This is a genomic window from Kosakonia sp. SOY2, from assembly GCF_027109175.1.
Classification (GTDB): Bacteria; Pseudomonadota; Gammaproteobacteria; order Enterobacterales; family Enterobacteriaceae; genus Kosakonia.
Map to the genome: position 1 here is coordinate 2,502,628 of NZ_JAPVXH010000001.1, position 14,051 is coordinate 2,516,678.

Below are 14,051 nucleotides of genomic sequence, written 5' to 3' on the forward strand. Positions count from 1 at the left end.
CGGCGAAGTATGTTTAAGCAATACCTGCAAGTCACGAAACCGGGCATTATTTTTGGCAACTTGATCTCCGTGATCGGGGGATTCCTGCTGGCCTCTAAAGGCCACATTGATTACCCCCTGTTCATCTACACGCTGATTGGTGTGTCGCTGGTGGTCGCCTCTGGTTGTGTTTTTAACAACTACATCGATCGTGACATCGACAAAAAGATGGAACGGACGAAAAACAGGGTGCTGGTCAGAGGGCTGATCTCGCCAAAAGTCTCGCTGGTTTACGCCGCCTTGCTGGGTATTGCTGGCTTCATGCTGCTGTGGTTTGGCGCCAACCCGCTGGCTTGCTGGCTGGGGGTAATGGGGTTCGTGGTATATGTGGGCGTCTACAGCCTGTATATGAAACGCCACTCCGTTTACGGTACGCTGATTGGTTCACTCTCCGGCGCTGCGCCGCCGGTGATTGGCTACTGCGCCGTCACCAACGAGTTTGACAGCGGCGCGGCGATCCTGCTGGCGATTTTCAGCCTGTGGCAGATGCCTCACTCGTATGCCATCGCGATTTTCCGCTTTAAGGATTATCAGGCAGCGAATATCCCGGTACTGCCGGTGGTGAAAGGTATTTCCGTGGCGAAAAACCATATCACGCTCTACATCCTGGCGTTCGCTATCGCCACTTTGATGCTGTCGCTTGGCGGCTACGCCGGTTACAAATACCTGGTCGTTGCCGCAGCGGTAAGCCTCTGGTGGCTGGGCATGGCGCTACGTGGTTATAAAGTTGAGGATGACAAGGTGTGGGCGCGCAAACTGTTCGTCTTCTCCATTGTCGCTATCACCTCGCTCAGCGTGATGATGTCGGTCGATTTTATGGTGCCGGATTCCCATAACCTGTTGACCTACGTCTGGTGATCCAAACCGCCATTATAAAGGGTGCTACGGCACCCTTTTTTCATGCCCAAACGCCCCGCTCTACAGGTAATATTTGTTAATTAAGCTGTTATTTACCCCGCCCTGCCCCCGCACTACACTATGTCCGGTTTTCAAATTGAGGTGGTAATGAACGATTATAAAATGACGCCAGGCGAGTTGCGCGCCACCTGGGGTTTAGGGACTGTATTCTCACTGCGCATGCTCGGCATGTTTATGGTCCTGCCCGTTCTGACCACGTACGGTATGGCGCTGCAGGGCGCCAGTGAAGCACTCATCGGTTTGGCGATTGGTATTTATGGCCTCGCGCAAGCCGTGTTTCAAATTCCCTTTGGCTTGCTTTCTGACCGCATCGGTCGCAAGCCGCTTATCGTTGGCGGGTTAGCGATTTTTGTCGCCGGGAGCGTGATTGCCGCCCTTTCCGATTCTATCTGGGGCATTATTCTTGGCCGCGCATTACAAGGCTCCGGTGCCATCGCCGCCGCTGTTATGGCGCTTCTTTCCGATCTCACTCGCGAACAGAATCGTACCAAAGCGATGGCCTTTATCGGCGTTAGTTTTGGCGTCACCTTCGCCATCGCCATGGTGCTTGGCCCGATTATCACGCATCAGTTGGGTTTGCATGCGCTGTTCTGGATGATTGCCGGGCTGGCAACTGCCGGTATTGCGTTGACTATCTGGATCGTGCCAGACAGTCAGCAACATGTGCGTAACCGCGAATCCGGCATGGTGAAAGACTGTTTCCAGATGGTGATGGTCAACCCGAAGCTGCTAAAACTCAACTTTGGCATTATGTGCCTGCATATCCTGCTGATGTCGACGTTTGTTGCCCTGCCAGGCCAACTCGAAGCCGCCGGTTTTCTCGCACCGGATCACTGGAAAATCTACCTGGTCACCATGCTTATCTCTTTCGTTTCGGTGGTGCCATTTATTATCTACGCCGAAGTGAAGCGCCGCATGAAGCGCGTTTTCGTGTTCTGCGTGGCGTTGCTGCTGATTGCGGAAATCGTGTTGTGGGGCGCGGGGCCACATTTCTGGGAAATCGTCATTGGTGTACAGATCTTTTTCCTCGCTTTTAACCTGATGGAAGCATTACTACCCTCGTTAATCAGCAAAGAAGCGCCCGCGGGCTATAAAGGCACGGCGATGGGGATTTACTCCACCAGCCAGTTTATCGGCGTGGCAATTGGCGGCGCGCTCGGCGGCTGGGTAGATGGTCTGTTTGATTCACAAACGGTATTTCTTGCCGGTGCATTGCTGGCGATGGTCTGGTTGCTTGTCGCAGGCACCATGCAGGAACCGCCCTATGTCAGCAGCCTGCGCATCGCGATCCCGGAAAATGTCACCATCAATGAAGCGTTGCAAAAACGTTTGCTGGCAACAAAGGGAGTAAGTGAAGTATTAGTGGTTGCCGAAGAGCGTAGCGCTTACGTCAAGATTGACAGTAAGGTCACTAACCGCTTTGAGGTTGAACAAGCCGTAGCGGGTTAACGCTGCGACACGCTCTCTCCGCTAGGGAGAGAGCGCGCACATTAATCGCGGAAGTTTTTGAACTGGAACGGCTGGCCAAGATTACCGCCGCGCACCAGTGCCATAACAGACTGCAAGTCATCACGGGATTTCCCGGTCACACGAATTTCTTCGCCCTGAATCTGCGCCTGCACTTTCAGTTTGCTGTCTTTAATCAGTTTGATGATTTTCTTCGCTGTCGGCGCATCAATGCCCTGTTTCAGTTTTGCTTCCACGAACCAGGTCTTGCCGCTGTGTACAAACTCTTCCGGCACGTCCAGCGACGCCCCTTCAATGCCGCGTTTCAGCAATTTCGCGCGCAAAATATCCAAAAGCTGGTTAACCTGGAAATCGGATTCGCTCAGAACTTTAATGGTCTGTTTCTCTTCGTTCAGTTCAAACGTGGCTTCAACGTTGCGAAAATCAAAGCGAGTCCCTACTTCACGGGTCGCATTCTCAACGCCGTTTTGCACTTCACGCATTTCAACTTCGGAAACGATATCGAAAGATGGCATCTTTTCTTCTCCCTCTGCATTTGTTGCGTTGCATAATACCCGCAACGAGGCATAACTCAACTTGTAATACGGGAAGCTTAGCCGACAGCGCTATAATGGTGAAAGCAACACCTGGCGACGTTGCAGGTGAGGAGGATAAATGAGAATTACCGTACTCGGATGCGGTGCTTTAGGGCAATTGTGGTTAACCGCGTTGTGTAAAAAGGGACATGAGGTACAGGGTTGGTTGCGCGTGCCACAGCCATTTTGCAGTGTGAATGTCGTTGATGAAGACGGCTCAATATTTAACGAATCCCTGACGGCCAACGATCCTGAATTCCTGGCGCGTAGCGATTTATTGCTGGTGACGTTAAAAGCGTGGCAAGTTTCCGATGCGGTGAAAGGGCTGGCAGCAACGCTCTCACCTTCAACCCCCGTGCTACTGATTCACAACGGCATGGGCACTGTCGAAGAGTTGAAAGCACTGGCGAATCCGTTACTGATCGGTACGACTACTCATGCTGCGCGCCGTGATGGCAACGTTATCGTGCACGTTGCCAGCGGTACCACGCACATTGGTCCGGCGCGACAGCAGGATGGCGAGTTCAGCTATCTGGCCGACATCCTGCAGGATGTGCTGCCGGACGTGGCCTGGCATAACACGATCCGTCCGGCGCTGTGGCGCAAGCTGGCGGTGAACTGCGTCATCAACCCGTTAACCGCGCTGCATGACTGTAAAAATGGCGATCTGCGAGCGTTCCCGGAGGAGATCCAAAAGGTGACGCGTGAAGTTGCCGCGGTGATTGAACGTGAAGGCAACCATATTTCTGCCGATGATTTACTGAGCTACGTGAATCAGATTATTGAAAACACGGCAGAAAATATCTCATCTATGCTGCAGGACGTACGCGCGATGCGCCATACCGAGTGTGATTATATTACGGGTTACCTGCTCAGACGCGCCCGCGCGCACGGTATTGCGGTGCCGGAAAACGCCCGTCTGTATGAAATGATTAAACGTAAGGAGAGTGAGTATGAGCGCATCGGCTCTGATATGTCTCGCCCCTGGTAGTGAAGAAACCGAAGCGGTCACCACTATCGATCTGCTGGTACGTGGTGGAATTGCCGTTACTACCGCCAGCGTCGCCAGTGATGGCAACCTGGTCGTTACTTGCTCACGCGGCGTAAAACTGCTGGCGGATGCGCCGTTAGTAGAAGTAGCCGATGGCGATTACGACGTGATTGTGCTGCCCGGCGGCCTGAAAGGGGCGGAGTGTTTTCGCGATAGTCCGTTACTGGTGGAAACCGTGCGCCAGTTTCACCTCTCGGGCCGTATCGTCGCCGCAATTTGTGCGGCGGCGGGCACCGTGCTGGTGCCGCATGAGATTTTCCCGCTGGGCAATATGACCGGCTTTCCAGGCCTGAAAGAGACTATTCCCGCCGAACAGTGGCAGGATAAACGCGTCGTGTGGGATCCGCGCGTTAATCTGCTCACCAGCCAGGGGCCGGGTACCGCCATCGATTTTGGTTTGAAGATCATTGATTTACTAGTGGGGCGCGAAAAAGCGCACGAAGTGGCATCACAGCTGGTGATGGCTGCCGGAATTTATAACTACTACGAAGCCTGAAAACAAAAAGCCCGGCGGTGCGATGCCTGCCGGGCTTTCAATGCAAAGTAACGCGAAAGCTGCCGGAAAAGGTCACCCTCTCCGGCAGTTTTTTATGGGCGATAAACTTTAACGTTGGTAAAACCCTGCTCGCGCAGATAGAGCGCCTGCAGACGGCTCATCACGCCGCGTTCGCACCACAGCAACCAGGTTTTGTTCTGATCGAGGTCGCCAAATTTGGTGCTCAGTTTATAGAACGGCAGCGAAACCACGTCGATCCCTTCCAGCTTCAGCGGTTTGTCATCCTGTTCATCAATAGAGCGGATATCCAGGATCACATCGTTCGGGCCAAAACCATTGACCGTTTCAACTTCGACCACGGTTTCCTGGGTCTGCTGAGCGATTTCGCGGATATCGATATTGCTCGCTTCAGCAACCACTTTATCGAGGATGGAGAAGTCGAAATGCTCCTCTTCCGCTTCGATTTTCGCCTTCACCGCTTTTACAGTTGGGCTTTTCGAGATCACACCACAATACTCCGGCATGGTACGGGCGAAATCTTCAGTACCGATTTCACGCGCCAGATCGATGATGTGCTCTTTATCGTAAGAGATAAGCGGGCGCAAAATCAGCGTGTCAGAAACGTTGTCGATTAAACGCAGGTTGGTCAGTGTCTGGCTGGACACCTGGCCCAGTGCTTCACCGGTCACCAGCGCCTGCACGCCGTAGCGTTCAGCCACTTTTGACGCTGCGCGCACCATCATGCGTTTCAACACCACGCCCATCTGGCCATCATCCACTTTTTCGAGGATTTCACCGACCACTGGCTCAAAGTTGATCGCCACAAACCGTACACGGTGAGAACTGCCAAAACGGTTCCACAGGTAGTGCGCGACCTGGCGAACACCAATTTCATGCGCGGCGCCGCCCAGGTTAAAGAAGCAGTAGTGTACGCGGCAACCGCGACGCATCAGCATATAGCTGGAAACGCCGGAGTCGAAACCGCCGGAGACGAGCGACAGCACATCTTCCTGAGTGCCGATCGGGAAACCGCCAATACCTTCATAACGGCCTTTCACTAACAGCAGGCGATCGTCTTCGATCTCCAGATTCACCGTCACATCCGGGTGAGTCAGTTTGACGCGCGCAGAGTCGACATGCTGGTTCAGACCGCCGCCGACGTAACGTTCAACTTCAATCGAGCTAAACTCATGTTTGCCGCGGCGTTTAACGCGCACGCAGAAGGATTTACCTTCGATCTGCTCGCGGTACTGCACCAGCGCTTTCTCAAAAATGTCGTGCAGCGAGGTGAAAGGAACATCTTCCACTTCGAGAATATGGTGGATGCCCGGAATACGGGTCAGCGCGTCGCGGATAGCCAGGCGCTGATTTTCATCTTTGGCGCGCACTTCGATATGATCCCAGTGGCGGACAACGGCGAGGGTCTCGTCGTAGTGCTTCAGAACGTTACGAATGTTCCCGGTCAAAATTTTAATAAAGCGCAAACGCACAGATTGGCTTTTGATGGTGATTTCCGGGAACAATTTAATGATAAACTTCATGGCGGCAATGGTTCGTTGGCAAGCCCGGCTGGGCCTGTATAGGAAAATAGTACAGCAGCCCCATACCCGCGGCTGCATCCAGGCGCAGGAGTATACCACCATCGCAATAAAGCTGCGCACATTGCATTACCATTGCGCGTTATTTGCTAAGCGCCGTGACTTCGCTACCATAGCTACGTTGAGCCAGAACAATAGAAGAGTCAGACATTCACTATGCCAAAGAAAAACGACGCACCGGCCAGTTTTGAAACAGCGCTAAGCGAACTGGAACAGATTGTCACTCGTCTTGAAAGCGGCGATCTACCGCTTGAAGAGGCACTCAATGAATTCGAACGCGGCGTGCAGCTGGCGCGCCAGGGACAGGTGAAACTCCAGCAAGCGGAACAACGCGTGCAGATCCTGCTCTCTGATTCACAAGAGGCTCCCCTTACGCCTTTTGCTCCGGACGCTGAATAAATGGATTTCGATCAACAGCTACAGGCCTGTGTCTCTCAGGCCAATGAAGCGCTGCGCCGATTTATCGCGCCACTGCCCTTTCAGAACACTCCTCTGGTTGAGGCCATTTCCTATGGCGCATTATTAGGCGGTAAACGTCTGCGTCCTTTTTTGGTTTATGCCACAGGCAACATGTTCGGCGTTAGCCAGCAAACGCTGGATGCGCCTGCAGCGGCGGTGGAGTGTATTCACGCTTACTCGCTGATCCACGACGATCTGCCCGCCATGGATGATGATGATCTCCGCCGGGGTTTACCGACATGCCATATTAAGTTTGGTGAAGCCAGCGCCATCCTCGCGGGTGATGCGTTACAAACTCTGGCTTTCTCCATTCTTGCAGATGCGCCAATGGCAGAAGTCGATGCGCGTGACCGGCTGGCGATGGTTTCGGAACTGGCTCACGCCAGCGGCGTAGCAGGAATGTGCGGCGGCCAGGCGCTGGATCTCGCAGCGGAAGGCAAGCGGGTTTCGCTGGCTGAACTGGAGCAGATCCATCGCCACAAAACCGGCGCGCTGATTCGCGCAGCGGTGCGAATGGGCGCGCTAAGCGCTGGGGATAAAGGCCGCGAAGCCCTGCCATTGCTCGATCGCTATGCCGAATGCGTTGGTCTGGCGTTCCAGGTTCAGGATGACATTCTGGATGTTGTCGGCGATACTGCGACGCTTGGCAAACGCCAGGGCGCTGACCAGCAACTGGGGAAAAGCACCTATCCCGCACTACTGGGCCTTGAGCAAGCCCGGACAAAAGCCCGCGACCTGATTGACGACGCCCGGCAAGCTTTAAGCCTGCTTGCGGCACAGTCGCTGGATACGACGGCACTGGAAGCACTGGCGAATTACATAATCCAGCGTGATAAATAACGAAAACACCACGATGAGTCTCTGATGAGTTTTGATATAGCCAAATACCCGACGCTGGCGCTGGTTGATACCACGCAAGAGTTGCGCCTGCTGCCGAAAGAGAGCCTGCCGAAGCTATGCGACGAACTGCGCCGCTATCTGCTCGACAGCGTGAGCCGCTCCAGCGGGCACTTCGCCTCCGGGCTTGGCACGGTTGAATTGACCGTCGCGCTACATTACGTCTACAACACGCCGTTTGATCAATTGATCTGGGACGTGGGCCACCAGGCGTATCCGCATAAAATTCTGACCGGACGTCGTGACAAAATCGGCACCATCCGACAGAAGAACGGGTTGCACCCTTTTCCCTGGCGCGGCGAAAGCGAATACGACGTGCTGAGCGTTGGTCATTCATCGACGTCCATTAGCGCCGGTATTGGTGTCGCCGTCGCGGCGGCAAAAGAGGGTAAACAGCGCCGCACCGTCTGCGTGATTGGCGATGGTGCGATCACCGCTGGCATGGCATTTGAAGCCATGAACCACGCGGGTGATATCCGCCCGGATATGCTGGTGGTGTTAAACGACAACGAGATGTCGATTTCTGAGAATGTCGGCGCGCTGAATAATCACCTGGCGCAGCTGCTCTCCGGCAAGCTCTACTCCACGCTGCGCGAAGGCGGCAAAAAAGTGCTTTCCGGCGTACCGCCGATTAAAGAGCTGATTAAGCGCACCGAAGAGCACATCAAAGGCATGGTGGTGCCGGGTACGCTCTTTGAAGAGCTGGGCTTTAATTATATCGGCCCGGTCGACGGTCACGATGTGCTGGGTTTAGTGCAGACGCTGCGTAATATGCGCGATCTGAAAGGCCCGCAGTTCCTGCATATCATGACCAAAAAAGGGCGCGGTTATGAACCGGCCGAAAAAGATCCGATCACTTTCCACGCCGTACCGAAATTCGATCCGACCAGCGGAACGCTGCCAAAAAGCAGCGGCGGCATGCCGAGCTATTCGAAGATTTTCGGCGACTGGCTGTGCGAAACCGCGGCGAAAGACAGCAAGCTGATGGCGATCACACCGGCGATGCGTGAAGGTTCCGGCATGGTCGAGTTCTCACGCAAATACCCGGCTCAATACTTTGATGTGGCGATTGCCGAACAGCACGCGGTGACATTTGCCGCAGGTCTTGCGATTGGCGGCTACAAGCCGGTGGTGGCGATTTACTCCACCTTCCTGCAACGCGCCTACGATCAGGTTATTCATGATGTGGCGATCCAGAAACTGCCGGTGCTGTTCGCTATCGACCGCGCCGGGATCGTTGGCGCAGACGGCCAGACTCACCAGGGGGCGTTTGATATTTCGTATCTGCGCTGCATCCCGGGAATGGTGGTGATGACACCGAGCGACGAGAACGAATGTCGCCAGATGCTGTTTACCGGCTATCACTACGCAGATGGCCCAAGCGCGGTGCGCTACCCGCGCGGTAATGCAGTTGGTGTGCCGCTGCAACCGCTGGAAAAAATGCCTATCGGCAAAGGTGTGGTGAAACGCCGTGGCGAAAAAGTGGCAATACTTAATTTTGGCACGCTATTGCCGGAGGCCGAAAAAGCCGCCGAAGCGCTGAACGCCACGCTTATCGATATGCGTTTTGCCAAACCGCTGGATGAGGCGTTGATTCTGGAAACCGCCGCACACCATGAATCGCTGGTAACGCTGGAAGAAAACGCCATTATCGGTGGCGCAGGTAGCGGCGTGAATGAAGTGCTGATGGCTCACCGCAAACCAGTACCGGTGCTGAATCTTGGACTGCCGGATTTCTTTATCCCGCAGGGCACGCAGGATGAAGCCCGCGCTGAAATAGGCCTGGATGCCGCAGGCATTGAATCCCGCATCAGAAACTGGCTTGCCTGATCCTCCCCCATCCGCTCCTGCTATGCTTAAACGTACGTTTTGACAAGCAGGAGTGGAACCATGCAATACAACACATTAGGAAAAACAGACCTGAAGGTTTCCCGCCTTTGTCTGGGCTGCATGACGTTTGGCGAACCGGATCGCGGTAAACACGCCTGGACTTTGCCCGAAGAGAGCAGCCGCCCCATCATCAAACGCGCCCTGGAAGGCGGGATTAACTTTTTCGATACCGCAAACAGCTACTCAGACGGCAGCAGTGAAGAGATTGTTGGCCGGGCGCTGCGTGATTTCGCCCGTCGCGAAGATGTGGTCGTCGCGACCAAAGTGTATCACCAGGTTGGCGATCTGCCCGAAGGCCTGTCACGCGCGCAAATTTTGCGCTCCATTGACGACAGCCTGCGGCGTCTTGGCATGGACTATGTGGATTTACTGCAAATTCATCGCTGGGATTACACCACGCCTATCGAAGAGACACTTGAAGCGCTGGACGAGGTTGTAAAAGCCGGTAAGGCCCGCTATATCGGGGCATCATCAATGCATGCCCGCCAGTTTGCCCAGGCGTTAGCGTTGCAGGAGCAAAACGGCTGGGCGCGCTTTGTCACCATGCAGGATCATTACAATCTGATCTACCGCGAAGAAGAGCGCGAGATGTTGCCGCTGTGCTACAAAGAGGGCGTAGCGATTATTCCGTGGAGCCCGCTGGCGCGCGGTCGTTTAACGCGCCCGTGGGGGGAAACCACTGCACGTCTGGTGTCGGATGAATTTGGCAAAACACTATACAGCGAAACGGATGACAACGACGCGCAGATCGCCGAGCGGCTGGCGGGTGTGGCAGAAGAGATTGGCGCATCGCGCGCGCAGGTCGCGCTGGCGTGGCTGCTGAGTAAACCCGGTGTTGCCGCGCCGATTATCGGGACATCGCGTGAAGAGCAACTGGACGACTTGCTGGGCGCGGTAGATTTAACGCTGAAACCGGAGCAGATAGCCGAGCTGGAAACGCCATATAAACCGCATCCAGTGGTTGGCTTTAAGTAAACGCGAAACCTCCCTCTCCCGCCGGGAGAGGGAAAGCTCAGATAAGGCCAGGCGGCCAGTGATGGCCAATCAGATAGAGCAGCCCGGCGGCGATGATCCCGGCGACAATATCATCGACCATGATCCCCATTCCGCCGTGAACATTGCGATCAAACCAGCCGATCGGCCACGGCTTCCACATATCCAGAATACGGAACAGCACAAACCCCACGGCGACCCATTGCCAGTCATTGGTCGGGAGGGCCATGAGCGTTATCCACATGCCGATGAACTCATCCCAGACAATACTGCCGTGATCGTGCACACCCATATCTTTTGCCGTCTGGTGGCAGAGGTAAACGCCAAGCGAGATCCCAAACATCACCAGCAGCGAGTAGAGCTGCCAGGGCAAAAAGGTCATCGCCCACCAGAAGGGAATCGAGGCCAGCGATCCCATCGTTCCCGGAACGATGGGGCTTAAACCGCTACCAAAGCCGGTAGCCAGCAGATGCCAGGGGTTGCGTAAATTGAGACGGCTTTTAGCCACATCTTTAGTACGCGGCAAAGTGGTCATATCCTTTCCAGTCAAGCGTCACGGCTTTGCCGTCACGGGTGAAATGCAACCCTTCAATATCCGCACTGATCTGCCCGATACAGGTAAAAGGCGCACCCAACTGACCAATCGCGACATCCAGCGCACCGCGGTTCAGCTCCGGCACGGTAAAGCACAACTCGTAATCTTCCCCGCCGGAAAGCGCCCAGCGCAGTGCCTGATCCGGCATGACATGGCGGCGAACGGCGTTGGAAAATGGCAACGCATCCAGATCGATACGCGCGCCGCAGCCGCTGGCTTTCAGCACATGCGCCAGGTCGGAAATCAGGCCATCAGAAAGATCAATCGCCGAACTTGCGAGATTACGCAGCGCCTGCCCCTGCAATACGCGCGGCGTTGGTCGCAGATGGCGCTTGAGCAAATACCGTGCATCGGCACTGTCGTTAACGACTAAACGCTGTTGCAAAATCGCCAGCCCGGCAGCGCTGTCACCTGGCGTGCCGGTGACGTAAATCCAGTCACCTGGCTTCGCGCCAGAACGTTTCATTGCCCGCCCAACCGGCACATAACCATGAATGCCAATCGTCATCGACAGCGGGCCACGCGTGGTGTCGCCGCCAATCAGTTGCATATCGTAGTAATTGAGCTGTTCGAACAGGCTATCACTAAAGGCTTGCAGCCAGGCTTCATCCGCCTCGGGCAGCGTCAGAGCCAGCGTTAACCACGCCGGATCGGCACCCATCGCCGCCAAATCGCTGAGATTCGATGCCATCGCTTTATACGCCAGATCGGCCGGATCGATATCCGGCAGAAAATGGTTGCCCGCCACCAGCGTATCGACGCTTATCGCCAGCGTCTGTTTTTCGGGAACATTGAGTAGCGCGCAGTCGTCGCCGATGCCAGTTTCTACATCGCGACGGGAATTTCGTACGCGGTCAAAATAACGGGCAATCAGGGAAAATTCGCCGCATGCCATACGTTATGCCTCTGTAGAAAAAAGAAAAAGCCGGAACCGACGCGCAACGTGCAGCGCCAGTTTCCGGCTTGCGGATCACTTCTTGTGGGGACGGATCGCAGGTGCGGCTTTATCCAGCACGCCGTTAACAAACTTGTGGCTGTCTTCAGCGCCGAAGGTTTTTGCCAGTTCGATAGCCTCGTTGATTGCCACTTTGTACGGCACATCATCACGTTTGGACAGTTCGAACAGTGCGATACGCAATACCGCTTTCTCGACCTGGCCCAGCTCTTCGAGCAAACGGGACAGGTAAGGCTTCATTAAGCCATCGAGATATGCGCTATTAGTCGCCACCCCGGTCAACAGCTCGCGGAAATACAGGACGTCAACATCTTTAACGTCTTGCTCTGCCAGGAACTGGTATTCAACATCAGAGATGTCGTTCTGGGACAACTGCCAGGAGTAGAGCGCCTGGACGGCACACTCACGGGCGCGGCGACGAGCAGCAGGTTTCACGGAATTCCCCTTACAAAAATCAGGCCTTGATGGCTTTCAATACATTAATCATTTCAAGCGCGGTCAGTGCGGCTTCCGCACCTTTATTACCGGCTTTGGTGCCAGCGCGTTCGATGGCTTGTTCAATACTTTCAGTGGTCAGCACGCCGAAAGCCACCGGGATCTCACTATCCTGGGCAACATGCGCCAGGCCATTGCTTGCACCGCCAGCAACATATTCGAAGTGCGCGGTACCGCCGCGGATCACGGTGCCAAGTGCAATCACCGCGTCATATTTGCCGGTTTTGGCCAGCGCGCCTGCCGCCAGCGGCAGTTCGTAAGCGCCAGGCACCCACACAACGGTGATGTTGTTATCTTTCACCTGACCGATGCGTTTCAGCGCATCAACCGCGCCTTCCAGCAGGCTGTCGTTGATGAAGTTGTTGAAACGCGCAATGGTGATGGCGACGCGAGCGTCCGGAGCAGCAACGTTGGCTTCAATAATGTTCATACACTTCCTTCACAGGTTCAGTTCGGACCCCGCAGGGGGGCGGATTTTAGCATAATATTTTACGCGCTGCTTCCCTTTTACAGCAGGCATCACGCATGAGTGAGATGCAGGCAGACATCCGGGCCAACCTGACGTATCTCATTGAATTTAAAGTGTGGTGCGTCCGCAAGCGCCGATAACCCCGGCAGCACGCACAGACCGCGCGCATCGCTGCCTAACAGTGTAGGTGCCAGATAGACAATCAGTTCATCCACCAGGCCTGCCTGCAGTAACGCGCCGGCAAGGTGCGCACCCGCTTCGACCCACACACTGTTGATCTGCTGTTTGCCGAGCAGCATCATCAGCGTGACCAGATCGGCGTGGCCATTATGTTCCGGCACAATAATTTCACGCACATTTTCAGGCCACTGGCGCGCATCGGCGCGCGTGCGGGCAAACCAGGTTTCTCCCGGCAGGCCGACTAACTGATGCTGCGGTGTCACCCGGTTCTGGCTGTCGACAACAATGCGTACCGGTTGGCGCAAATTTTCCTGCGGGTAAAGCGCCTGCGTATCCGCATTTAACTCTGCCCAGCGCACGGTCAGCGCCGGATTGTCCGCCAGCACCGTTTCGCTGCTGGTCAGTATCGCGTGGCTTTGCGCGCGTAAAAGCTGTACATCACGGCGCGCCTGCGCTGAGGTGATCCACTGACTTTCGCCGCTGGCCATCGCGGTACGGCCATCAAGCGACGCGCCAAGCTTGAGTTGCACGTAAGGGAACCCGGTGCGCATGCGTTTGAGAAAGCCTTTATTCAGCGCTTCGGCTTCACTCATCATTAACCCGTGGCTGACTTCAATGCCCTCCTGCTGCAAGCGATACAAACCACGCCCGGCAACCTGTGGGTTCGGATCCTGCATTGCGGCAACCACGCGCGCAACGCCGGCATTAATCAGCGCTTCACAGCATGGCGGTGTGCGTCCGTGATGGCTGCACGGTTCGAGCGTGACGTACGCCGTCGCGCCGCGAGCCCGTTCGCCCGCCATGCGCAGCGCATGAACTTCCGCGTGCGGTTCGCCAGCGCGGTAATGAAAACCTTCGCCGACAATTTCGCCATTGTTGACAATTACGCAGCCGACACGCGGGTTCGGGTGAGTTGTAAAACGCCCGCGCTGCGCCAGTTTCAGCGCCCGCGCCATGTACATTTCGTCGTGCAT

The 14,051-nt window shown here is 55.3% G+C and carries 15 protein-coding genes; 8 read left to right on the forward strand and 7 right to left on the reverse strand.

The window, feature by feature from the left end:
- Window positions 1–9 precede the first annotated feature (9 nt).
- Window positions 10–897: a heme o synthase gene (gene cyoE / locus O3S68_RS11910; protein WP_017458875.1), complete on the forward strand. Its 888-nt coding sequence runs from the start codon at window positions 10–12 to the stop codon at window positions 895–897.
- A gap of 147 nt (window positions 898–1,044) precedes the next feature.
- On the forward strand, window positions 1,045–2,406 hold the full coding sequence (locus tag O3S68_RS11915; protein ID WP_269231573.1) for an MFS transporter: 1,362 nt from the start codon (window positions 1,045–1,047) through the stop codon (window positions 2,404–2,406).
- 41 nt (window positions 2,407–2,447) lie between these two features.
- Here the strand turns inward: O3S68_RS11915 and O3S68_RS11920 are convergent, their stop codons facing one another.
- Window positions 2,448–2,939, reverse strand: a complete 492-nt coding sequence (locus tag O3S68_RS11920; RefSeq protein ID WP_160271088.1) for a YajQ family cyclic di-GMP-binding protein — start codon at window positions 2,937–2,939, stop codon at window positions 2,448–2,450.
- 139 nt (window positions 2,940–3,078) lie between these two features.
- Between O3S68_RS11920 and panE the strand changes: the two genes are divergently transcribed.
- Together panE and yajL are read left to right on the forward strand one after the other, a co-directional pair.
- Entirely contained in the window at window positions 3,079–3,990 is a 912-nt protein-coding gene (gene panE / locus O3S68_RS11925) for a 2-dehydropantoate 2-reductase (protein WP_269231574.1), read from the forward strand.
- The gene (gene yajL, locus O3S68_RS11930; protein ID WP_045509234.1) at window positions 3,953–4,546 is read left to right on the forward strand and encodes a protein deglycase YajL; all 594 of its coding nucleotides are present in this window, start codon (window positions 3,953–3,955) and stop codon (window positions 4,544–4,546) included. The genes panE and yajL overlap by 38 nt, the downstream gene beginning before the upstream one ends.
- 92 nt (window positions 4,547–4,638) lie before the next feature.
- Here the strand turns inward: yajL and thiI are convergent, their stop codons facing one another.
- Window positions 4,639–6,087: a tRNA uracil 4-sulfurtransferase ThiI gene (gene thiI / locus O3S68_RS11935; RefSeq protein ID WP_269231575.1), complete on the reverse strand. Its 1,449-nt coding sequence runs from the start codon at window positions 6,085–6,087 to the stop codon at window positions 4,639–4,641.
- Window positions 6,088–6,300: 213 nt separating this feature from the next.
- On the opposite strand from thiI, the gene xseB reads away from it, so the two are divergent.
- From xseB to O3S68_RS11955, 4 genes are read left to right on the forward strand one after another with little or no spacing between them, the layout of a single operon-like run.
- Entirely contained in the window at window positions 6,301–6,543 is a 243-nt protein-coding gene (xseB, locus tag O3S68_RS11940; RefSeq protein ID WP_017458869.1) for an exodeoxyribonuclease VII small subunit, read from the forward strand.
- On the forward strand, window positions 6,544–7,443 hold the full coding sequence (gene ispA, locus O3S68_RS11945; protein WP_045509236.1) for a (2E,6E)-farnesyl diphosphate synthase: 900 nt from the start codon (window positions 6,544–6,546) through the stop codon (window positions 7,441–7,443).
- Between the two features lie 24 nt (window positions 7,444–7,467).
- Window positions 7,468–9,330 carry a 1-deoxy-D-xylulose-5-phosphate synthase gene (gene dxs / locus O3S68_RS11950; protein WP_269231576.1) on the forward strand — a complete coding sequence of 621 codons (1,863 nt, stop codon included), beginning with the start codon at window positions 7,468–7,470 and terminating at the stop codon, window positions 9,328–9,330.
- A 60-nt stretch (window positions 9,331–9,390) separates the two neighbouring features.
- Complete coding sequence (locus tag O3S68_RS11955; RefSeq protein WP_045509241.1) at window positions 9,391–10,365, forward strand: aldo/keto reductase; 975 nt, start codon at window positions 9,391–9,393, stop codon at window positions 10,363–10,365.
- Window positions 10,366–10,402: 37 nt separating this feature from the next.
- Here O3S68_RS11955 and pgpA read toward each other — a convergent pair whose 3' ends face one another.
- From pgpA to ribD, 5 genes are all read right to left on the reverse strand, one after another.
- Window positions 10,403–10,918: a phosphatidylglycerophosphatase A gene (gene pgpA, locus O3S68_RS11960; RefSeq protein ID WP_269231577.1), complete on the reverse strand. Its 516-nt coding sequence runs from the start codon at window positions 10,916–10,918 to the stop codon at window positions 10,403–10,405.
- Complete coding sequence (thiL, locus tag O3S68_RS11965; protein WP_269231578.1) at window positions 10,896–11,873, reverse strand: thiamine-phosphate kinase; 978 nt, start codon at window positions 11,871–11,873, stop codon at window positions 10,896–10,898. The genes pgpA and thiL overlap by 23 nt, the downstream gene beginning before the upstream one ends.
- Window positions 11,874–11,948: 75 nt before the next feature.
- Window positions 11,949–12,368 carry a transcription antitermination factor NusB gene (gene nusB, locus O3S68_RS11970; RefSeq protein ID WP_017458863.1) on the reverse strand — a complete coding sequence of 140 codons (420 nt, stop codon included), beginning with the start codon at window positions 12,366–12,368 and terminating at the stop codon, window positions 11,949–11,951.
- A gap of 19 nt (window positions 12,369–12,387) precedes the next feature.
- Window positions 12,388–12,858 (reverse strand): 6,7-dimethyl-8-ribityllumazine synthase, encoded by a 471-nt coding sequence (ribH, locus tag O3S68_RS11975; RefSeq protein ID WP_020456756.1) that lies wholly within the window; start codon window positions 12,856–12,858, stop codon window positions 12,388–12,390.
- A gap of 89 nt (window positions 12,859–12,947) precedes the next feature.
- Window positions 12,948–14,051, reverse strand: coding sequence for a bifunctional diaminohydroxyphosphoribosylaminopyrimidine deaminase/5-amino-6-(5-phosphoribosylamino)uracil reductase RibD (gene ribD, locus O3S68_RS11980; RefSeq protein ID WP_020456755.1), 1,104 nt, complete (start codon window positions 14,049–14,051; stop codon window positions 12,948–12,950).